Consider the following 19,385-nt stretch of genomic DNA (forward strand, 5'->3'; position numbering starts at 1 on the left):
ACGTGCCAGAAACTTCCCGGCGTACCGTGCTCAAAGCCGGTGCCGCCCTCGCGGCGGTCACGGCCGCTCCGGCGCCCGCCGCGCCCGTGACCGCCGCCGGACAGATGGCGGTCACGCTGGTGGGACCCACGCGAGTCTCGTTGAAGATCAATGGCGAGGCGCACGCCCAGGTGCTCGAACCGCGGGTGACCTTGCTCGACGCCCTGCGCGAGCGGATCGGTCTCACCGGCACCAAGAAGGGCTGCGACCGCGGTGAATGCGGCGCCTGCACCGTGCTCGTGGACGGGCGGCGGATCAAGTCGTGCCTGACCCTCGCGGTGATGTGGCAGGGCAGCGAGATCACGACCATCGAAGGCCTGGCCCACCGCGACGGGCTCCATCCCGTACAGAGCGCCTTCATCGACAACGACGGCTTGCAGTGTGGATTCTGCACGCCCGGCCAGATCATGTCGGCCGTCGCCTGCATCGAAGAGGGGCACACGGGATCCGATGAGGAGATCCGTGAGTGGATGAGCGGCAACCTGTGCCGCTGCGGTTGCTACCCGAACATCGTGGCCTCGGTACGGCAGGCGGCCAAGCATGGATGACTTCCTCTACACGCGAGCCGACCGCCCGGAGACCGCGCTCCGCCTGGCCGCCCAGCCGGGGGTACGGTTCATCGCCGGTGGCACCGATGTGCTCAACCTGATGAAAGACGGCGTGGAGCATCATGACCACCTCGTCGACATCAACGCGCTGCCGCTGTCCGGTGTGCGGGACGCCGACGGACGGATCGAACTCGGCGCGCTGAGCCGGATGAGCGACGTGGCCGGGAACCCGGCCGTACGCGACCGCATGCCTGTGTTGTCACAGGCGCTGCTCGCCGCGGCCTCACCTCAGGTGCGCAACATGGCCTCGCTCGGCGGCAACCTGATGCAGCGCACGAGGTGCTGGTATTTCAGGGACGCCTCGATGCCGTGCAACAAGCGGCAGCCGGGCAGCGGATGCTCGGCGATTCGCGGCCAGAATCGGTGGCACGCCATCCTCGGCGGCAGCGACCACTGCATCGCGGTCCACCCGTCGGATCTGGCCGTCGCCCTGACCGCGCTGGACGCGACCGTGGTGACGCACCAGCGACGTATCGCCATCGCCGACTTCTACCTGCCTCCCGGTGCCACACCGCACCTGGAGACCGTCCTGCGCCAAGGCGAGCTCATCACCAGGATCGATGTGCCCGTCACGCCCTTGGCCAAGATTTCGCGGTATCTGAAGGTGCGGGACCGCGCGACGTTCGAGTTCGCCGTTGTCTCCGTCGCGGCTCTGGTACGGCTTGACGACGGCGTGGTCCACGAGGCACGACTGGCTTTTGGTGGTATCGCCCCCCAGCCCTGGCGCTCACCGGCGGTCGAGCGGGCGTTGATCGGGCGCCCACTCGACGAGGCCTCGATCAAGGCGGCGGGCGAGGCGCTGGTGCGCGGAGCCGTGCCGCGTGAACACAACGCCTTCAAGGTCTCGCTGGTCCAGCGTGCTCTCGCGGAGGTTCTCTCATGAGCGTCGGCAAGCCGATCTCCCGAGTGGACGGCATCGCGAAGGTCACCGGTGCCGCACGGTATGTCGCGGACGCGGAAGCCTCCGGGATGACCCACGCCGTCACGGTCATGAGCACGATCGCCCGCGGACGCGTCACCGCCGTCGACACGACACGAGCCTCCGCCGCCCCGGGCGTGCTCGGGGTGTTCACGCATCGGAACATGCCCCGCATCGCCCTGCCGAGTGGAGAGGCCCGCTACGTGAAGGGCTTTCTGCCTGTGCAGGACGACCGGATCCGGCACGCGGGACAGCCCGTCGCGGTGGTGGTGGCACAGACCCTTGAGCAGGCCCAGCACGCGGCCACCCTGGTCGCGGCGAGCTACCGTGCCGAGGCACCGCAGGTCTTACTCAGTCTGGACGAGGCGTACGTGCCTGAGCCCGGCCCGTTCGGCCCACCCACCTACGCACGTGGCGACGTCACCTCCGGGCTCGCGTCCGCGCAGGTCAAGGTCGAGGCCACCTACACGACTCCGCTGCAGGAACACAACCCGATGGAGCCGACGGCCGCGGTCGCCGGCTGGGACGGCGGCAGGCTGACCGTGTACCTGTCGACCCAGTCCATCACCGATGTCCAGAACTCGCTCATGGAGGCGTTCGGGCTGCGCAGGGAGAACGTCCGGGTGATCTGCCCGTATCTGGGCGGCGGGTTCGGCGGCAAGGGACTGTCGTGGCCGCAGCCCATCCTGGCCGCGGCGGTCGCCCGGCAGATCAGGCGACCGGTCAAGCTGGTGCTGACACGGGCGGACACCTACACCAGCCACGGCCACCGCTCGGAGACCCATCACGCGCTGCGCGTGGGCGCCACCCGTGAAGGAAGGCTCACCGCGATCGACCACACCCTCACCCAGCACGTCTCGCGCACCGACGAGTCCATGTGCAACGGCACCGAACCGACCAAGATCCTCTATGCCTGCCCGAATGTGCGGACGACGATGCGGGCGGTCCGCTCCGACCTGCCGACCGCCGGCTTCGTCCGCTCGCCGGAGAGCGTCGCGAACCACGCCCTGGAGTCAGCGCTGGATGAGCTCGGTTACGCGCTGGACCTGGATCCTGTCGAGCTGAGGATTCGCAACTGGTCGGATACCAACCAGGAGACCGGTGAGCGCCACGGCAGCAGCTACCTGCGGGAATGCTACCGGCAGGGCGCGGAGCGCTTCGGGTGGTCACGACGGAATCCCCGGCCCGGCTCCATGCGCGACGGCGACGAGCTGATCGGCTGGGGAATGGCCACCGCCGCCCACGTCTCGGGTGGTCTGGCGGGAGCGGGCGCCGCCGTGACCGTCACCGTGGACGGCACCGCCAGGATCCGGTCGGGCACGCAGGACGTCGGCACCGGCACCTACACGGTGATGGCGCAGGTCGGCGCCGAGGTGCTGGGCATGCCGGTGCGGAGCGTCCGGTTCTCGCTGGGCGATTCCGTCTTCCCACGGTCGGTTCCCGCCGTGGCGTCGACGACCGTGCCGAGCGTCGGCGCCGCCGTGGCGCGCGCGGCGGCCGAGGCGCGCAAGCGGGTGATAGCCATCGCCGTGGCCGACCGCCGAGGCCCGTTACGCGGCGTGTCACCCGATGAGGTACGAACCGAGGACGGCTACCTGATCCATCGCTCCAAGCGTGTCGGCTATCGCGAGGTGATGCGCCGCCACGGCCGGCCGATCGAGGTCACCGTCGAGCCACCGGAGCAGACGCCGATGAGCTACTCGGTCGGTGCCTACTTCACCGAGGTCCGCGTCCATCCCGGTCTTGGACGGATTCGCGTGCGCCGCGTCGTCGGTGTCTTCGATCCCGGCCGGGTGCTCAACCAGAAGACCGCACGCGGCCAGGCGATCGGCGGAGCCACCTGGTGCATCGGGCTCTCGCTCACCGAGCACGCCCTGGTCGATCCGCATCTGGGCCGCATCGTCACGCCGAACCTGTCCACATACCTCATCCCGGTCAACGCCGATGTGCCCGACATCGACGTCGACTTCATCGACCGTCCCGATCCCTCCAGCGACGCGCTGGGCGCCCGCGGTTTCGGCGAGGTCCCCTCGACGGGGCTGACCGCCGCGATCGGCAACGCCGTCCACCACGCCATCGGGAAACGAATCCGCGACCTGCCCATCACTCAAGACAAGATCATCCAAGCGCTCTCGTGACCGTTGACCGCATCCGGAAACCGAGGTCCAGCCCGTCCGGTCGGACACCTGCCGTACCAGGAGATGGAGAACCGCATGTCTGAGGCAACTCGCCGCGCTGTGCTGGGAACGACGATCGGTCTGTCGGCCGTACCGCTTCTGGCGGGTACGGCACGGGCCGCGTCGACCGCCCCCGACGAGGACCAGATCCTCCAGCAGATGGCCGACGCGTTCGGCCAGCAACTCCGCTCGCCGATCATGCATTCGCCCTCCGAGGAGAACCTCGACTACGAGGACGTCACCTTCCAGGCGATCGACGGTGTGCCCATCGAAGGCTGGTTCATCCCCGCTCGGGGATCCAACAAGCTGATCATCGCCAATCACCCGATGGGGTTCAGCCGGGCCGGACTGCCCGGCCATCTGGAACCGTGGAAGTCGATCTGGAGTTCCAGCGGCAACGACATCGAGGTGAACCTCGTCCGCGACTACAAGATCCTGCACGACGCCGGATACAACGTGCTCGCCTACGACCTGCGCAACATGGGACTCAGCGGAGCCGCCAACGGCGGAATCGCCTCCAGCGGGATCTTCGAGTCGCGTGACGTCCTCGGCTCGCTGCGGTACGTCCGCGAGCGCGGGGACACTCGGCGCATGACGATCGGCCTGTTCAGCCGCTGCCTGGGCTGCAGTTCCACGTTCTACGCGATGACCAGGGACCCGCGGGCGTTCGAGGGCGTGCGCTGCCTGGTGGGGCCGCAGCCGGTCACCATGGAGGTCATCATGGCGCGGCGGCTGGTCATGGCGGGCGTGCCCGCCGACCGCATCGACGAGTTGGAAAGACTTGTCGTGTTGCGCACCGGCATCCCGTTCGCGGCGCGGCGGCCACAGCAGTGGGCGAAGGGCGTCCGAGTCCCGACACTCCTCTATCAGGTGCACGACGACGTGCTGACCCACCCGAGCGACGTGCAGACGATGTTCGACAACATCCCCGTCTCCGACAAGAGACTCCAGTGGATCCGCGGTACCAACCGCCGCTTTGACGGCTACCTGGAGTTCCAGCGGCGCCCCCAGCCGATGCTGAAGTGGTTCGAGTCCCACATGAAGTCCTGAGATCTCCTCCCCTTGTGAACACGGAAGTCGTCGGCCACCGAGATCTCACCCGAGACGATCCGGGCGCGCAGGATGTCCGCCAGCTGAAGGTAGGGCGCCTGCACCCCCCTCGTGATCAATTGTCACGGACAAGAGGTTAGGCGGCCCCAGAAGGCCGAACATAGCCCCGGTCGGCCAGGGCCAAGTTGGCATACGGTTCCGTCAAGCGCGGCGGCAAACTCCCTTCCCAGGCGTGCGCCGCCGCGCTCATCACTCCCTGGCGGCGCCCTCGGGCCAGATCACGGTCACCCGCACGCCACGGCGGCGAGCATCCTCCACAGCACCCGCCGTCCCGCCCGCATCCACAGGCGCCTCGCCATCCCACACCGCCACGAGCTCGTCGACCGAACCCAACACCGCCTCGTTGGCCGCGACGTACGCGTCCCGGCCGGCGTGGTCGAAATCCATCACACGTACCCGGGCGGCCTTGCCCAGCAGCTGATCGAACTGCTCCGCGTGATCCGGCTTGACCTTGGCCTCCCGGTAGTCTCGCGACGGCAGGACGACTTCGAGCACGCCGCCGACCTGCAGAACGGCCTCAGCGAACAGCGAGTCGGCACCGCGGGCGATGCAAGACACTCCCGTCACGTCACCGGCCACCGCTTCCAGATGCGAGCGCAGCGCATCGGACACGAGGCGAGTCGTGTCCGGAGTCAGGTTCATGTGGCCGGTCACACCGATACGCACCATCAGCGTCTCCTGATCGACAGCGATCTTCTCAGCGCGCCAGTGTCTCCTGAAGGTGCTTCCTGAGGCCAGCCATCGCGGGGTCCCGCCGTGTTGCGATCTCCGCGTGCAGCTCGCGCATCTGGACACGGACCCGAACGGACTGCACCTGGCCGGCCGTGTCCGCGGCAGCACTTCCCACCGCGACCGCCTCGTCCAGGTCGCCGTTACGCAGGTGTGCCTGGGCGAGCCCGGCCTGGTCCAGGGCGAGGCTTCGCATGCTGGTCCGTCGGCGAAGTTCCAGCGCCCGGCCGATGTGGGTCACGGCGACGGCCGCATGCTGACTGCTGCGGCGCGACATCTCCAGATAGCGCCCCCCGGTGACACCGGCGAGCTCGGCCTCGTCGAAGTAGGTGATCCAGTCGGGGGCGGGATCCCCCGCGCGGATCGCGCCGAAGGCATCCTCGGCAGCATCCGTTGCCCGCCGGAACGCCTCAGGCCTGCCCAGTGCGGCGTACGCCCACGCCTCGCGGGTGTGCAGCATGGCCCGCAGCCTGGGGGTGCCGGCCACCTGCACCCCGTCCAGCGCCAGGCGGACCAGCTCCAGCGCGTCATGCGGCCGGTCGAGGTAGAGCAGTTGGCGGGCCATGGACGCCAGGACGCTGGCCCCGAAAGGTTTGTTCTTGGCGGGCTTGGACGCTTGCAGCGCCAGGACGTAGTACTTCTGCGCCGCGGTCTGCATGCCGCAGTCCCAGCTCATCGTGGCGGCGATCTTCGCGAGTTCGGCCATCACGTGGAACAGCCGCACCGTGATGTCCTGGCGCTCGCCCGCGGCACCCTCGCCCACCACAGGGCCCGTGTCGCGGCCCGCGCGCACGAGCACGGCGCCCCGCCCCCGAGCACGGGCCGGGAGCCGACCGCCCGGCCGCCGCTCACCCTGCTGCCGGATCCTCCGGGGCAGCAACCTCAGACTCTCCGGCCGGGGCACGCCGTCGCCCCCGGCCGGGGCTACTCCCCGAACACCCCTTCACCCCGACGGCACCAGCCCCACCGCTGGAAGGTCGCAGCATGAACGCGACCTCACAGGACACCCCAATGAGCAGGCGCGGCAGTGCTCCGGTTTCCCAGGCGTATGCCGCCGCGCCGCCCACCGCGACCACGGGCGGACTGGCCGACACGCCTGGAGCCCCAATAGGCTCCTACCATGATCCGCGCTGTGGTCTTCGACGTCGGCGAGTGCCTGGTGGACGAGAGTCGCGAGTACGGCACCTGGGCCGACTGGCTCAACATCCCCCGCCACACCTTCAGCGCCGTCTTCGGTGCGACCATCGCCCGCGGCCTGGACTACCGCGAGACGTTCCAGGTGTTCCGGCCCGGCTTCGACCTCTACGAGGAACGCGGCAAACGCGCCGCCGCCGGACAGCCGGAGACCTTCAGCGAAGAGGACCTGTACGCCGACGTCCGGCCGGCCCTCGCCGCCCTACGCGACGATGGGCTCTGGCTTGGGATCGCCGGCAACCAGACCGTGCGCGCTGGCCGCATCCTGCGCGAGCTGTTCACCGCCGATGTCGACCTCATCGGCACCTCCGACGACTGGGGTGCCTCCAAGCCGGACCCGGAGTTCTTCAAGCGGGTCGCCGACGTCGTCCCCTTCGAGGCCCACGAGATCCTCTACGTCGGCGACCGTCTGGACAACGACATCCGCCCGGCGATCGCAGCCGGGATGCGCGCCGCGCTGATCCGGCGCGGCCCGTGGGGGGTAATCCAGCAGGCCGACCCGGACGCCGACCTCCTGCCCTCGCTGCGGATCGACTCCCTGGCCGAACTTCCGGACAAGGTTCGCGCGCTCAACGCCGCAGTGCGATGAGGGTCGTACGCCATTCGTACAGCCGATCGTCCAGCTGCGTGACGCACTCGCGGTCACCCCACGGCTCCAGAGCCCGCCGGACCTCGCGGATCCGCTCCATGCCCGTCGCGTACCAAGTGATCGACAGCTGATCGAGCGCCTCACCCGCGCGGGCACAGGCGGCCTCCGGATCCTCCTCGGCTGCGGCGACCGCGGCCAGGTCCCCGAGCACGACGGTGCGCTGCTTCCTGTGCTCCTCGGGCAGATTCTCCAGGGCCTGCAGCAGCGTCTGCCGGGCCTGGGGAAGGTGGCCGGCCTTAAGCTGGGTGTTGCCTTTGAAGGCGGCCAGCCGGATCGGTGAGAACCAGTCGAACCACTCCGGCAGCGGGGTCTCGTCAACGCCGACCAGGGTGTCCTCGGCGTGGTTGACGGCGCGCAGTGCCTCCCGGTGCTTGCCGCATCGCGTCTCGCACTCGGCTTCCACCGCGTACAGCCACGCCGTGAACAGGGCGGGCACCGCATCGGCGCGGCGCGCGTAAGCGCGGGCGGCACGTAGCCGCTCGGCCGCGCCGTCCCGGTCCCCTGCCCACCCGGGCACGAACGCCGAGTGCCCCAGGATGGCGGCACCGAGCAACTGGTCGTCAGCGACACCGGCCGCCTGCAGCGCCTCGATGAACCTGGAGTCGGCGTCTGCCGGCTGCCGCAGGTCGAAGAACTCGATGCGTCCCACCAGCAGCAGCGATTCGGCCAGGGCCGCCGCGAGATCTCGGCGAGGCCTGCCGCCCATCTCGCTCAGGAGCTGGATGCCGAACCTCGCGTGCTCCGCTGCGGCGGAGCGGATCAGGGGCGGCTGGACACGCCAGTACAGCCGTCGGTACGCCTTGGTCACCGATGCGTAGTCCACCGCCACTACGGCGGGCTGCGTCGCGGTCGTCGGGGTTGAGGGTGGCAGCGGCAGCACGACAGGGCGAGTGGCCGCCCCGGATCGGACCGGCGTGGCCTGGCTGGACTGTTCGCCCCAGGGTGGAGTGAACCCGAGCTGGTCGACCGGCATCCCGAGCGTGTGCTCCAGCAGGCGCTGATGGACGGCGTGCGGCCATGGTGGGGTGGCGCTCTCCCAGCGCCGTACCTGTCGAAGGCTCACCTCCGCGCCGGCCACGCCGAGCTCATTGCCGGCGCGAGCGAGCGCATCGGCAAGGGCCTGTTGTGAGGCGTATCCGGCGTGCTGGCGAGCCGCCTTGAGCTTGACGTTGCCTGACTCTCGGGACACGGCGGCCTCCACGGTTAATCCATTGAAGGACTTCAGAGTACCCAAAGGGCCTCTCCGTGGACAGAAGTGATACCTATGCGACCTATGCAGGTCCTATAGAAGTCCTCTTGGCGGCCTTCCGAAGGCCGTGTGGTAACTCCAGCATTACAGACAGCGAGTTCCATCGTCTACAAAACGAGCCCGTCCGGCGCTGCACACGACCGAACGGGCTCTTGATCAGGAAGGTTCTCCTGACCCGTGAACAACCCTAATGCTCCGGTTCTCGACCGGGTTACGGTGGGTGGCTGCGGCTGCTTCGCCGACGCGCAGCCCCTGCCGATGGGGTGCGCCGTCTGCGGACACGCCCCCTACGCCCACCACTGCCCCGACCAAGCCGCCGACCACGAGTACATGCAGCCGACCGGCACGCTGATGGCCCAGCGTCTAGAAGCGCGCCGCCGCACCGGCCCGCAGCCCTTCCCTCGCGTCGAGCGGCCCATCGCTGTGGCGCCCGCCGAGGTCATCCCCTTGGTCCCCGCGCAGCGGCGCTCCGAGCCGCCCGCTCCGGCCGCTCCCACCGCACCCACGCCGCTACCCAAGCGGACACCGCGCCCCTTCCCCCGCCCGGCAGCACGGCCCGCCGCCACCACACCGGCCCGACGCGACGACAGCCGGCGCCCCGCACCCCGCCCGGTCGAAACCACCGAAGACCGCACGGTCCGCCTGGCGCTCGCCCGCGACCCCCTCGCCCACCGCAGGGCCCGCATCGCGGCCCGCGCGCATGAACGTGGCGCCCCGCCCCCGAGCACGGGCCAGGAGCCGACCTCCCGACCGCCGCTCACTCTGCTGCCGGATCCTCCCGGGCAGCAACCTCAGACTCTCCGGCCGGGGCATGCCGTCGTCCTCGGCCGGGGTCGCTGCCCGAGTGTCCCTCCACCCCAACGGCACGAGCTCTGGCGGGAGGCTGCGGCATGAACGCGACCCCGCAGGGCGGCACCCCCACAAGCAGGCGCGGCGGCAGTCCCGTCTCCCAGGCGATCGCCGCCGCGCCGTCACCCCCAGCCGAGCAGTCGGCCGCCGTCCAGCTCGCCGAGAAACTCGCCGCCATCCTGGGCAATGTCTACGGCATCTCGGCCGACGTCCACCCCCTCGCCTCCGGCAACGCCATCGTCTCCGTCTTCCTCGGCCTGCTCGCCTACACCGACGGCGAGAACTTCTGGTGGACCAGCCCCGAACGCAGCCACTCCGGCTCACCCCTGCTCAGCTCCGCGCTGACACTGCCCGTGGCCGCGGCCCAGCTCGCCGAGCACTACCGGATCCTGCGCGCCCGCCCCGCCGCCAGCCTCCTGGAAAGTGAGCTGCCGCTGCTGGCCGACGTGATCCCGGCACAGTATGTTGTCCCGCGCTGACGCCGACGCCACCCGCGCCGCCAAGCAGGTGCAGCAGTACGCGCCGACCTGGCTGGTCATGTGGAGCCTGCGACACCGCCGGTTCGAGGCGTGGCAGTGCGCCGACCCGCGCGAATGCCGCATCATCCACGCCCAGAGCGCCGCCGAACTGTGGGACCTCATGCAGCAGGCCGACGTCGAGTTGGAGCGAATCTCGCCACCGCCGCTGCTGGCCCTGGGGCTCGTCCCCACCCCCGCATCCTGCCCATAGGGCCGGGCGAACGAGTCCCACCCTCCGGCATATCCGAAGACGCAGCGAGGCGACAGTGAAGACGTACGTCGAGGCGTTGCCTCGCAAGCCGTACATCACCCCGTACGAGGAGGAGAGCCTGGATCTGCCACTCGCTTTCGAGTGGGCGGACGGGCTGCCCCGGCTGACCTACCGTGACGCGCTCCCGCAGGAGCGAATGTTTGGGGCGCTGTGGGCTCGCTGCGGCACCGCACGGGAGGGAAGGATCCAGTGGAACCTGGTGCACACGCTGCGCCAACGCCGGTGCATGCTGAAAGGGTTGTGCCGGGTGTGCGGGAAGTCGGCGGCCGACCCCGACACCGGGCGCGTCTGGTGGATCATGCCCTCCGCGTTGGCCGGCGGCCTCCGCTCACCCTGGCCCACCGCTCACCCGCCCACGTGCAGGGCGCACGTGGGCGAGTCGCTCGCTTCCTGCCCGTACCTGCGCAGAGAGGCATCGGTCGTCTGCACAGTCGGCGACTACTCCCCAGTCGGGGTGCTGGCCAACCTGTACGGCCAGGACGACGGCGGCCGGGTGGCGGAGATCCACCACCAGACCCCTGTCCGCTTGGGTGAGCGCCACCTGCTGCAGCGGGCGCTGGCCACCCAGCTCATCGTCCAGGTCACAGACCTCCAGCTCGCGGATCGGGGCCGAGAGACATGATCATCGAAGCGTTCAGGAGAGTCTTCGACGCTGTCACTGTGACCTTCCTGCTCACCATCGCGACGTTCATCGTTGACTCGTTCATTCGGGACTGGCGCAACAGGTGGCGGCCCTGGCACTGGGACTCCTGACGCAACCCCTGAAGCTCCCCGCGGGCGGTGGTGCACCACCAGGGGCCGCTCGCGGGGGACAGGTACGAGCGCGCAACACCCGGCGGTCGATCCGTGACCTACCAGAGGAGAAGAAATGCCCTACTGCGGAAATTGCGGCGACACCGGAGTCGTCACCGTGGACGGAGAGGAAAGGACGTGCCTCTGCACGACTGAGTAAGACAACCCACCCTCTCCACCGGAGAAGCCCCGCTATCTCCGACACCCCCGCGGGCGATACACCACCAGGGACCACCCGCAGGGGCAGACGCGACCGTACGACCTCCTGCTTGGAGGGGTGTGAACCTCGGTCGAAATGATGGTGCCCCGTCAGCCCTTTCCAGCGGGGCACCATCCGATGGCAGTCAGCGTGCGCCTTCCCTCCACAGATAGTCACACTTTGCGATCAGAGTCTCACCGGAAGGAAGAGCTTCGCCGTGACCGACGTACTCCTCAACCGATTCGCCGACACCCCACTGCAGATCGGCACCCGCACCTCCACCCTGGCCAGGATCCAGGCTGGCCATGTCGCCGATATGATCATCAAGCTCGCGCCCGGCATCCCCATCGAGACTGTGCCGACGCAGGTCGGCGCCGACCTGTGGCCCGGCGACCTGGCCGAGATCGGCGGCAAGGGAGCCTTCAGCAGGGAAATCGACAGCGCCCTGACCAGTGGCCGGATCGACATCGCCGTCCACTGCATGAAGGACGTCCCTGGCGACGTCCCCCTCGCGGAGGGGACCGCGTTCGGCGCCTACCTGGAGCGCGACGACGTCCACGACGTCGTGGTTACCCGCGACGGCGTCGCCCTGGCCGAGCTGCCCGCCGGATCCCTCATCGGCACCAGCTCCGTACGGCGTCGCGCCCAGCTCAGCATCCACCGGCCCGACCTGCGTACCGAACGCATCCGCGGCAACGTCGACACCCGCCTCGCCAAGCTCGACGAGGACGGCGAGTACGCCGCGCTGATCCTGGCGCGCACCAGCCTGAGCCGCCTGGGAATCCTGGACCGCCACCACGAGGTGCTGCCCCTGGAGTTCCACAGCAGCGGCGAAGGCGTGTCCATGGTGCCGCCCGTGGGCGCCGGCGTCATCGGCATCCAGGCCCGCCGGTCCGACACCCCCGTCATGCGGCTCCTGGACGAGCTGAACCACCGGGTGACCGCCCGGTACATCCTCGCCGAGCGGACCATGCTGCACATGCTGCGTGGCCACTGCAACTCCCCGATCGCCGGACACGCCTCCACCACCGCTGACGGGCAGTTGTCCCTGTTCGGCATGGTGTTCAACCGCGACGGCAGCGCGTTCGTCCGCTCCCACGCCTGGGGAGATCACTCCGACCCCGCCACCCTCGGCGCCCGCGTCGCCGCCGACCTGCTCCACCAGGGCGCCCGCAACCTGATCACCGCCACCCGAAAATGACCTCGGCGGACGCACGGCCCGTCCCCGAGCAGGGGCCGTACGGCTGCGCTGTCACCGCCCACCTCCTTGCACTCGACGAGGTGGGCCGGTGGCTCATCCTGCGCACCACCAGCGACCACAGCCGATGGCAGCTCCCTGGCGGACGCGTCCGCCGCGGCGAGAGCCCTGCCGCTGCGGCGACCCGCGAAGCCCGCGAGGAGACCGGCTTGCTGGGTATGCAGACCCGCCGCCTTATCACCGTCGCGTGGATACCGGCCAGCAGCCCCGCCCGCCACGACCGGCTCGCCTTCGTCTTCGCCACGCGCACCCTGCTGCCCGAGGACCTAGCCGCGCTCACCCTGCAGACCGAGGAGGTTGACGACTGGCTGCTGTTGCCCGCGCAGCACGCGAGCACCTGGCTGCACCCCCTGGTCGCCGAACGACTCACCGAAGCCGGTCGGCACGGTCCAGGGCACTACATCGACCAAGACCCAGCATCGAGGCGCGAGAGGACCCTGATGCCGTGATGGCTGCGGACACCCTTACCCCCGCTCTTACCCCCGTCGACCTCGCCATGGTTCTCCTGGTCAGAGACGACCGCGACCTCACACGACGGCCCATGCCGACCATCCAGCTCAGGGAAATCAACGCCGCGATAACAGCCCTCACCCGTGGCGGGCATGTGATTGATCGGGAAACCGAACGCCGCACTGTGGATAACCCCTCCCTGTGGGGAAAAGCCTGTGGATAACTCAGGGGAGCAGCACCTCACCGGCGAGACCGGCCACGACGGGGATGATGCCCAGGAAGACGAACGCGGGCAGGAAACACAGTCCCAGGGGAGCGACGGCCTGGACCCCGACCCGTTGGGCGGCCGCCGCGGACGCGGCGCGGGCGACACGGCGGGAGTCGTCGGAGAGTCTGGTGAGGACGTCGGCCACCGGTGCGCCGCTCGACGCGGCCCGGCTCATGGCACGGGCCAAAAGGGCGAGCGGGCGCTCGGAGGCCAGAGCCCGCCAGGCGTCCTCCGGTGCGGCTCCCAGCCTCAGCTGGCCACTCACCCAGGCCAGTCTCTCGCCCAGCGGTCCCCCGATCGCCTCCACCGTGACATCGATGGCTCCGGTGATCGGCTGACCGACGCGCAGACAGGCGACCATGAGGTCGGCCGCCAGCGGCAGATCCGCGGTCAACCGCCGGCGCTCCTCACGGACTTCGGGTGGCTCCCGCCTGCGCAGGACCACCAGTGCGATCCAGAAACCGGCGACGCCCATGACCACTCCCGGCAGGCCGCCCACTGTCAGGAACGCCACCAGCCCTGGAGCCACGGCGGTCGCGAGTTCAACCCGGCCCGGCCGTCGCCTCTCCCGCGGCTCCCGGGCCGTGCCCTCTCTCGGCTCTCGGAGCATCCCCGCAGGTCCTCGGGCCACCTCCGCAGGCCCTCGGACCGTCCCCGCAGAGGAAAACGCGGGTGTTTCCGCCTCTTGCCGCACCCGAGGGAACCCAGTCGGCTGCCCCACCCCGGGGAACCCGGCCGGGTGAGGTGAACTCCGCACATGACGGAGCCGGTCGGATTGTTCTCTCCGGGTGCTCCACAGTCGGCCGGCGATTCCGGCGAGCACCACGGCCAGCAAGATGATCATCATCTTTCCTCCCCACGTCTTCACGTTCTGCCCACGTCTCCACGTCCTGGTTTTCGCCTCCGTCGGCCTCACGTCACGGCTTCCTGAACCCCCCTGGCCTCATGTCCTGCCTTCCTCACTCCTGGACACGGGCCTAACCCCTGAACACGGGCCTCGGCCAGCCCGGGGTTGCGGGTCTGGCCTTGCCCGGCAGGCGTGCTACGAAGGGCGACGAGCTCCTTCCCTGTTGGCGACCGAAAGGCGTGCTGGGACCCGGGGTGGGCGATGTGGGGGGGACCTGTGCAGGTCGAGGGTGGTGGGCAACCCGCACGGGGCACTCACCGGCCAGACCTCTGAGCACGTGGCCGTCAGATCCGCTGGGCACGAGTGACCAGACGGTGGGTCCACCACAGACCACAGGCGTCGAGCGCGAGGCCGACGACCAGGCAGCCCGCACCTGCCGGGCCGCCGAAAAGGAAGTGCAGCGGGCGCATGCCAAGACCGGCTGCCATCAGCAGACCGAGAACGGGCAGAGCCGCCAGCAGCCGGGCCGTGGCGCGGGGACCGGCGAGCTGGGCGGCGACCTCGTGACGATGAGCCTGGGCCTCTCGCAGCGAACCGGCGACACGGTCGACGAGAACGGCCAGACCCGCCCCGGCGGTCACGCTCGCCTTCCAGCAGGCGGCCAGCCCCCGGAACGCCTCGCCGCCGTGTTCGGGGGCCACGGCCAGCAGAGCGGCGGAGACGTCACCTCCGTCTCTCGCCGCCACGACCAGCGGGCGCAGGGCCACGGGCTCGGGAAAGCCCGCCGCCCCCACGGCCCGCGCCAGCGCCTCGCCCGCCGTCCGTCCCGCCGCCAGCTCGGCGGAGAGCCCCTGGCACAGCTCGATCGACGCGATCCGCCAAGCGTCCGCACGCTTGGAAGGCCGTGCCCGCGCGATGAACCTCTCGTGGAGGGAACCCTGCACGATCGGGCGGCGACGCCCCATCCGGCGCAGGCGAGCGGCGCCAAGGTCCGCCCCCATCCATAGCCACGCCGCCACAGCGGCGAGGACCAGGGCGGTCGCCATCATGTCGTCGGCCGTGACATCGACCGTGGCACCGACCACGCCCTCGGCTCGTCAAAGTCCCGATCACTCGGATCACTCGGCGCGTCCGGGGAGGCCTCCCGGCGGCGACAGGACGCGGACACCGCCTGACATGAATCGGCGACGCCGGGGGCTCGGGCCGCGAGGGCCGGCAGACCTGGGCCGGGGGTCACCTGCCCGTCCGGAGCGAAGGTGAGGGCAGATTCGGCCTCGACCAGCCCCGAAGGGCGACGGACCAGCATGCAGATCTCGGCGACCCGGCGACGTCCGTCGGCACGGTCACGAACCAGATGGACGACAACGTCCAAGGCGGCGGCGATCTGGCTGTGGACCGCCTCCCGGCTGAGACCCGCCGCGCACCCCAGCGCCTCCAGACGGGGTGGCACATCGGTCGCGGTGTTGGCGTGCAGAGTGCCACAACCTCCCTCATGACCGGTGTTCAAAGCATTAAGAAGATCAACTACCTCGGCTCCCCTCACCTCTCCGACGACAAGCCGGTCGGGGCGCATCCGCAGGGCCTGACGGACGAGATCGCGCAGGCCGACACCGCCCGCACCCTCAAGGTTGGCCGGGCGCGACTCAAGGCGGACGACGTGGGGGTGAAGCGGTCTCAGCTCCGCCGAGTCTTCGACGAGCAGCAGCCTCTCGCCGGGGTGAGCCAGGGAGAGCAGGGCGGAGAGCAGCGTCGTCTTGCCCGTACCCGTGCCGCCCGTGACCAGGAAGGCGAGCCTCGACTCGATCACCGCCGTGAGAACGGAGACGCTGTCGGCCCTGATCGCGCCCGCTTCGACCAGGTCGGTAAGGGTGAAGGTGCGTCTGGGCGGGAGCCGCAGGGAGAGACAGGTGCCGTTGGGCGCCACGGGCGGGAGGACGGCGTGCAGCCGGACACCTCCGGCGAGGCGGGCGTCGACGTACGGGCACGCGTCGTCGAGGCGCCTGCCCGCGGCGGAGGCGAGGCGCTGTGCCAGCCGCCGGAGAGCCTCTTCGCTCGGGAAGACGATCGACGTCAGGCGTAGCCCACCGCCGTCGTCGACCCACACCTCGCGCGGGCCGTTCACCAGCACGTCGGTGACCTCGGCCTCGGCCAGCAACGGCTCCAGAGGACCGGCCCCGATGAGATCGGCGCACAGGACCCGGGCCACCGCCAGGATCTCCGCGTCACCGAGCATCGCCCGCTCGGCTCGCAGCGCGACCGCGACGTGCGCGGCACTGGGCTCGACGCCCGTTCGAGCCAGTCGTACGCGGACCGCCTCCACCAGCTCCGGCGAGACCGTCACGGCTGTGTCGGCCCGCTTCACGCGTCCGGCCCGAACAACTCGTGCAGGAACGCGAAGCAGAACCGCCCGAGAGAGGTGCGGCGGCCGAGCGGGGGGACCTCCCCCCGCTCGAGCGCGACGGCCAGACGAGGCTGGTCGGGGAGGCTGCCGCCGTGCGGGATGCCGAGCGAGGCCGCCACCACGTCATCGTTCAGGACCCCGCTGCGCACGACGGCCCGCACCTCACCCGTGTGCCCGCGCAGCCCGGCGAGCACCTGGGCGGCGGCGAGCACGCCGCGCACGTCTGCGGTGACGACCAGAAGGGTCGTGGCGGCTCGTCCGAGCGCCTCCACCGCGGCCTCGTCGAGGTGGCGCGGCAGGTCGACGACGACCAGGTCGAAGCCCCTGCGGCCCGCCTCAAGAACCGAGCGCATCGCCTCGGCCGGGATCGGATCGACCTCGCCCCGGTGAAAGGAGAGCAAGGTCAGCCCGGCGAAGGTCGGCAGGGCCGCCTGGAGCGCGGTATGGCTCACCCTGCCCTCACGGGCGACCAGGTCCGACCAGCGCGCCCCGTCGGACTCCTCCTGGCCGAGGAGGAGGTCGAGACCTCCACCGAGCGGATCGGCGTCGACGAGGAGGGTGCGGATGCGCCGCCGGGACGCGGCCATTGCCAGCGAACCCGCCAGGACGCTGGCTCCCGCTCCTCCCCGCCCTCCCGCGACACACACCACGGAGCCGGGTGTCGCGGGCGGCTCGACGGCGTCGGCGAACTCGTCGACCAGCTGTCGCTCCGCGGCGGGCAACTCCAGCACGCCCTGAGCGCCGACCGCGACGCACTTGCGCCATGTGTCGGGATCCTCGGAGGTGTGGGTGGCCAGGAAGACGCGGGAGCGAGGTGGCGGGCCGGTCGCGGCCAGGGCGTCGGCCACGTCGCCCCCGACGACGACCAGCGGAGCACGGTTCCAGTAGGGCCGGGCGTGCGCGGGCACGTGGGCGACGTCGAGCTCGGCTCCGGCCGCGGCGGCGACACGAAGCAGGTCGTCGAGCAGATCGTGGTCTTCGGTGATGATCAGCGGACGGTCCACGGATGCCTCCCTGGGGTGCGGGGGCTCCACTTTCCGCGACGACCTCCCCTTCAGGGGAAACCGAACGCCGCACTGTGGATAACCCTTGCCGACAGGGAGAACCTGTGGATAACCGGTCGTCGGCCGGAAGGTCGGGGAGTCATGCCGCCGGGGCAGAGGGCGCTCGAAGAAAAGGGCGACCCCCGCCGGGGGGGGAGAGAGCGGGGGTCGCCAACCGGTCCGGCTCTGGGGGGGTAGAGCCGGTCCCGTTTCGGAAGAAAGCCTTCAACAACCGACCGGAGCACAGCGAGAGGGTCGTGTTGCGACCTGCGCAGTTACTCCGGTTTGGGGAGATAACACCTCATGCTGCCCGATCAACTTGAGTTCCGTCGAGGAGTAATCCTGGATTTCCACCAGTTTTTTTAATGCAACGGTCCAGTCTCCGGACACGGTCCCGCCGAGGCGCGCGCCACGCACACACGAACGACGGTGACGCTCGGTAATCGCCACCGAGGCGTCACGGCACCCGTCGGACGCCACACCGGGCATGCGTAGCGGAGCATAAAACGATACAAGAGGGGATTCGTCCATTAATGTCCCCTGATCCGTAAAGGTCTTGCTCCCAGGGGTTCCCATCTGCGCGGATCGGACGTACAAAGGTTTTACGGACCAGTTGTCCGGGCATGGCCGCCGAGTACCCACGTACCGTCAGCCGCGGGAGGCGCGCTGAGTCGGGCTTGCCCCGCTTCAGCGATTATCAGGTGCACGCTTGGTAACTCGGTCGGGACATGTCGGCGACGGCGCCCCCACACCAGGGGCGCCGTCGGTATGTACGGCCGATCCCGCCGGATGTCCGCAATCAGTGACGTTCGGTGATCGAACACGCGGTCAGTCGTCACTCAGCGGCACCGGTGAGTGGGTAGGCGGGCAGGCCACGGGTGCGATCGAGCCGATCCCGGGGCAGGTCGGACGCGAATGCGCGGACGGGCTCAGGGACGCGGGCAAGTGTCCTCGCGCCGCCCCGCCGACCCCACTGCCCTCGCACCGACCCGCTGAGCTCACGGCCGGTCCGAGGTCAGCCGCGCTGCATGGCCTCGCAGATCGCCGTGGCCTCTCGTACGCCCAGCGTGACCGCCGACGCGCAGTGCCGCACCCACGCGGCGACGCCCTCGGGGGTACCGCTCAGATACGACCGCAACCCCTCCCCGTAGGCGGAGCCGAGTTCGAGGTGACCCACCTCGACGGCGACCAGCGACTTCGGGTCGAGGCCGAACTCCACGAGCGTCAACCGCTCCGCCGCCCGCGCGACCACACCGTCCGCCGTGCCGAACGGGCGCAGCACGGCCAGTTCCGCGTGTACGACGGCGGCGAGCACCAGGGCGGGGGCCTTCGACGAGGCCGTCACCAGCCGGACCAGCCCGTCCACCCGTGCCACCGTCTCCTGCGGACCGGGGGCGGCCCCCAGACCGAGCGGGTCGGGCGCCTCCGCGACGGCCCTGGGGCGGCCGAGGTCCCCCGTGCCCCCGCCGTCTCCGACGAGCCCCGAGGCCGCGAGCGTATGCAGCCTGGCCAGCACCTGGCGGGGCGCCGACCGCCAGGTCGCGCCGAGTCGCCCGAGTTCGGCCGAGACCCGCAGCGCGCCCTGTACCACGGGATCGGTGACCTCGGGGATGGCTTCGAGGGGCACGTCCACGCCCTCCAGGGCTGCTGACGCGCGTGCGCCGCGCAACGCGGATCTGGCCGACACCTCCGGACTCTTACGTCGCAGCACGCGGTGCCCGTAGAGCCGGTCGACGGCCTTGCGCGCGTCGGTGACCGCCTCGGGCACTCCGGGCATTCCCGCGATGACAGCCAATGGGTCGCTCACGCTGCCCG

Annotated in this window: 19 protein-coding genes; 11 read left to right on the top strand and 8 right to left on the bottom strand. The window is 70.1% G+C overall.

The window, feature by feature from the left end; translation table 11 throughout:
* Window positions 1-2: 2 nt before the first annotated feature.
* The 4 genes from ACFY3D_RS05190 to ACFY3D_RS05205 all read left to right on the top strand — a co-directional run bounded on the left by ACFY3D_RS05190 (window position 3) and on the right by ACFY3D_RS05205 (window position 4,793).
* Window positions 3-587, top strand: a complete 585-nt coding sequence (locus ACFY3D_RS05190) for a (2Fe-2S)-binding protein (RefSeq protein WP_389975111.1) — start codon at window positions 3-5, stop codon at window positions 585-587.
* Window positions 580-1,530 (top strand): FAD binding domain-containing protein, encoded by a 951-nt coding sequence (locus ACFY3D_RS05195; protein ID WP_389975114.1) that lies wholly within the window; start codon window positions 580-582, stop codon window positions 1,528-1,530. Before ACFY3D_RS05190 ends, ACFY3D_RS05195 begins: the two co-directional genes overlap by 8 nt.
* Window positions 1,527-3,704: a xanthine dehydrogenase family protein molybdopterin-binding subunit gene (locus ACFY3D_RS05200; RefSeq protein ID WP_389975117.1), complete on the top strand. Its 2,178-nt coding sequence runs from the start codon at window positions 1,527-1,529 to the stop codon at window positions 3,702-3,704. Before ACFY3D_RS05195 ends, ACFY3D_RS05200 begins: the two co-directional genes overlap by 4 nt.
* Before the next feature lie 75 nt (window positions 3,705-3,779).
* Complete coding sequence (locus tag ACFY3D_RS05205) at window positions 3,780-4,793, top strand: alpha/beta hydrolase (protein ID WP_389975120.1); 1,014 nt, start codon at window positions 3,780-3,782, stop codon at window positions 4,791-4,793.
* Between the two features lie 249 nt (window positions 4,794-5,042).
* On the opposite strand, the gene ACFY3D_RS05210 is transcribed toward ACFY3D_RS05205, so the two are convergent.
* Both ACFY3D_RS05210 and ACFY3D_RS05215 read right to left on the bottom strand, forming a co-directional pair.
* Window positions 5,043-5,522: a hypothetical protein gene (locus ACFY3D_RS05210; RefSeq protein WP_389975123.1), complete on the bottom strand. Its 480-nt coding sequence runs from the start codon at window positions 5,520-5,522 to the stop codon at window positions 5,043-5,045.
* A 28-nt stretch (window positions 5,523-5,550) separates the two neighbouring features.
* Window positions 5,551-6,381, bottom strand: a complete 831-nt coding sequence (locus ACFY3D_RS05215) for a hypothetical protein (protein WP_389975126.1) — start codon at window positions 6,379-6,381, stop codon at window positions 5,551-5,553.
* A gap of 321 nt (window positions 6,382-6,702) precedes the next feature.
* On the opposite strand from ACFY3D_RS05215, the gene ACFY3D_RS05220 reads away from it, so the two are divergent.
* Entirely contained in the window at window positions 6,703-7,365 is a 663-nt protein-coding gene (locus ACFY3D_RS05220; protein ID WP_389975129.1) for an HAD family hydrolase, read from the top strand.
* On the opposite strand, the gene ACFY3D_RS05225 is transcribed toward ACFY3D_RS05220, so the two are convergent.
* Window positions 7,346-8,614: a transcriptional regulator gene (locus tag ACFY3D_RS05225; protein ID WP_389975132.1), complete on the bottom strand. Its 1,269-nt coding sequence runs from the start codon at window positions 8,612-8,614 to the stop codon at window positions 7,346-7,348. The two genes, ACFY3D_RS05220 and ACFY3D_RS05225, sit on opposite strands and share 20 nt — an antisense overlap.
* A gap of 237 nt (window positions 8,615-8,851) precedes the next feature.
* On the opposite strand from ACFY3D_RS05225, the gene ACFY3D_RS05230 reads away from it, so the two are divergent.
* The 6 genes from ACFY3D_RS05230 to ACFY3D_RS05255 all read left to right on the top strand — a co-directional run bounded on the left by ACFY3D_RS05230 (window position 8,852) and on the right by ACFY3D_RS05255 (window position 13,010).
* Window positions 8,852-9,568, top strand: coding sequence for a hypothetical protein (locus ACFY3D_RS05230; RefSeq protein WP_389975135.1), 717 nt, complete (start codon window positions 8,852-8,854; stop codon window positions 9,566-9,568).
* Complete coding sequence (locus ACFY3D_RS05235) at window positions 9,565-10,002, top strand: hypothetical protein (RefSeq protein ID WP_389975138.1); 438 nt, start codon at window positions 9,565-9,567, stop codon at window positions 10,000-10,002. The genes ACFY3D_RS05230 and ACFY3D_RS05235 overlap by 4 nt, the downstream gene beginning before the upstream one ends.
* Window positions 9,986-10,252, top strand: coding sequence for a hypothetical protein (locus tag ACFY3D_RS05240; RefSeq protein ID WP_389975140.1), 267 nt, complete (start codon window positions 9,986-9,988; stop codon window positions 10,250-10,252). The genes ACFY3D_RS05235 and ACFY3D_RS05240 overlap by 17 nt, the downstream gene beginning before the upstream one ends.
* Window positions 10,253-10,307: 55 nt before the next feature.
* Complete coding sequence (locus ACFY3D_RS05245) at window positions 10,308-10,934, top strand: hypothetical protein (protein WP_389975143.1); 627 nt, start codon at window positions 10,308-10,310, stop codon at window positions 10,932-10,934.
* A gap of 586 nt (window positions 10,935-11,520) precedes the next feature.
* Window positions 11,521-12,504, top strand: coding sequence for a hydroxymethylbilane synthase (gene hemC / locus ACFY3D_RS05250; RefSeq protein WP_389975147.1), 984 nt, complete (start codon window positions 11,521-11,523; stop codon window positions 12,502-12,504).
* The gene (locus ACFY3D_RS05255) at window positions 12,501-13,010 is read left to right on the top strand and encodes an NUDIX domain-containing protein (protein ID WP_389975150.1); all 510 of its coding nucleotides are present in this window, start codon (window positions 12,501-12,503) and stop codon (window positions 13,008-13,010) included. Before hemC ends, ACFY3D_RS05255 begins: the two co-directional genes overlap by 4 nt.
* 225 nt (window positions 13,011-13,235) lie before the next feature.
* Here ACFY3D_RS05255 and ACFY3D_RS05260 read toward each other — a convergent pair whose 3' ends face one another.
* The 5 genes from ACFY3D_RS05260 to ACFY3D_RS05280 all read right to left on the bottom strand — a co-directional run bounded on the left by ACFY3D_RS05260 (window position 13,236) and on the right by ACFY3D_RS05280 (window position 19,377).
* Window positions 13,236-13,889, bottom strand: a complete 654-nt coding sequence (locus tag ACFY3D_RS05260; protein WP_389975153.1) for a type II secretion system F family protein — start codon at window positions 13,887-13,889, stop codon at window positions 13,236-13,238.
* A 581-nt stretch (window positions 13,890-14,470) separates the two neighbouring features.
* The gene (locus ACFY3D_RS05265; RefSeq protein ID WP_389975156.1) at window positions 14,471-15,211 is read right to left on the bottom strand and encodes a type II secretion system F family protein; all 741 of its coding nucleotides are present in this window, start codon (window positions 15,209-15,211) and stop codon (window positions 14,471-14,473) included.
* A complete protein-coding gene (locus ACFY3D_RS05270; RefSeq protein ID WP_389975159.1) occupies window positions 15,172-16,488 on the bottom strand; it encodes a TadA family conjugal transfer-associated ATPase in 1,317 nt (438 codons plus the stop codon). The genes ACFY3D_RS05265 and ACFY3D_RS05270 overlap by 40 nt, the downstream gene beginning before the upstream one ends.
* The gene (ssd, locus tag ACFY3D_RS05275; protein ID WP_389975162.1) at window positions 16,485-17,531 is read right to left on the bottom strand and encodes a septum site-determining protein Ssd; all 1,047 of its coding nucleotides are present in this window, start codon (window positions 17,529-17,531) and stop codon (window positions 16,485-16,487) included. The genes ACFY3D_RS05270 and ssd overlap by 4 nt, the downstream gene beginning before the upstream one ends.
* Before the next feature lie 1,054 nt (window positions 17,532-18,585).
* Entirely contained in the window at window positions 18,586-19,377 is a 792-nt protein-coding gene (locus ACFY3D_RS05280; protein ID WP_389975165.1) for an oxidoreductase, read from the bottom strand.
* Between the last annotated feature and the right edge of the window lie 8 nt (window positions 19,378-19,385).

The organism is Streptosporangium sp. NPDC000509 (assembly GCF_042898365.1).
Classification (GTDB): Bacteria; Actinomycetota; Actinomycetes; order Streptosporangiales; family Streptosporangiaceae; genus Streptosporangium.

Coding starts and splice junctions, on each gene's coding strand:
- ACFY3D_RS05195 (WP_389975114.1), top strand. CDS start 580: ATGGATGACTTCCTCTACACGCGAGCCGACCGCCCGGAGACCGCGCTC.
- ACFY3D_RS05200 (WP_389975117.1), top strand. CDS start 1,527: ATGAGCGTCGGCAAGCCGATCTCCCGAGTGGACGGCATCGCGAAGGTC.
- ACFY3D_RS05205 (WP_389975120.1), top strand. CDS start 3,780: ATGTCTGAGGCAACTCGCCGCGCTGTGCTGGGAACGACGATCGGTCTG.
- ACFY3D_RS05210 (WP_389975123.1), bottom strand. CDS start 5,522: ATGGTGCGTATCGGTGTGACCGGCCACATGAACCTGACTCCGGACACG.
- ACFY3D_RS05220 (WP_389975129.1), top strand. CDS start 6,703: ATGATCCGCGCTGTGGTCTTCGACGTCGGCGAGTGCCTGGTGGACGAG.
- ACFY3D_RS05235 (WP_389975138.1), top strand. CDS start 9,565: ATGAACGCGACCCCGCAGGGCGGCACCCCCACAAGCAGGCGCGGCGGC.
- ACFY3D_RS05240 (WP_389975140.1), top strand. CDS start 9,986: ATGTTGTCCCGCGCTGACGCCGACGCCACCCGCGCCGCCAAGCAGGTG.
- ACFY3D_RS05255 (WP_389975150.1), top strand. CDS start 12,501: ATGACCTCGGCGGACGCACGGCCCGTCCCCGAGCAGGGGCCGTACGGC.
- ACFY3D_RS05260 (WP_389975153.1), bottom strand. CDS start 13,889: ATGCTCCGAGAGCCGAGAGAGGGCACGGCCCGGGAGCCGCGGGAGAGG.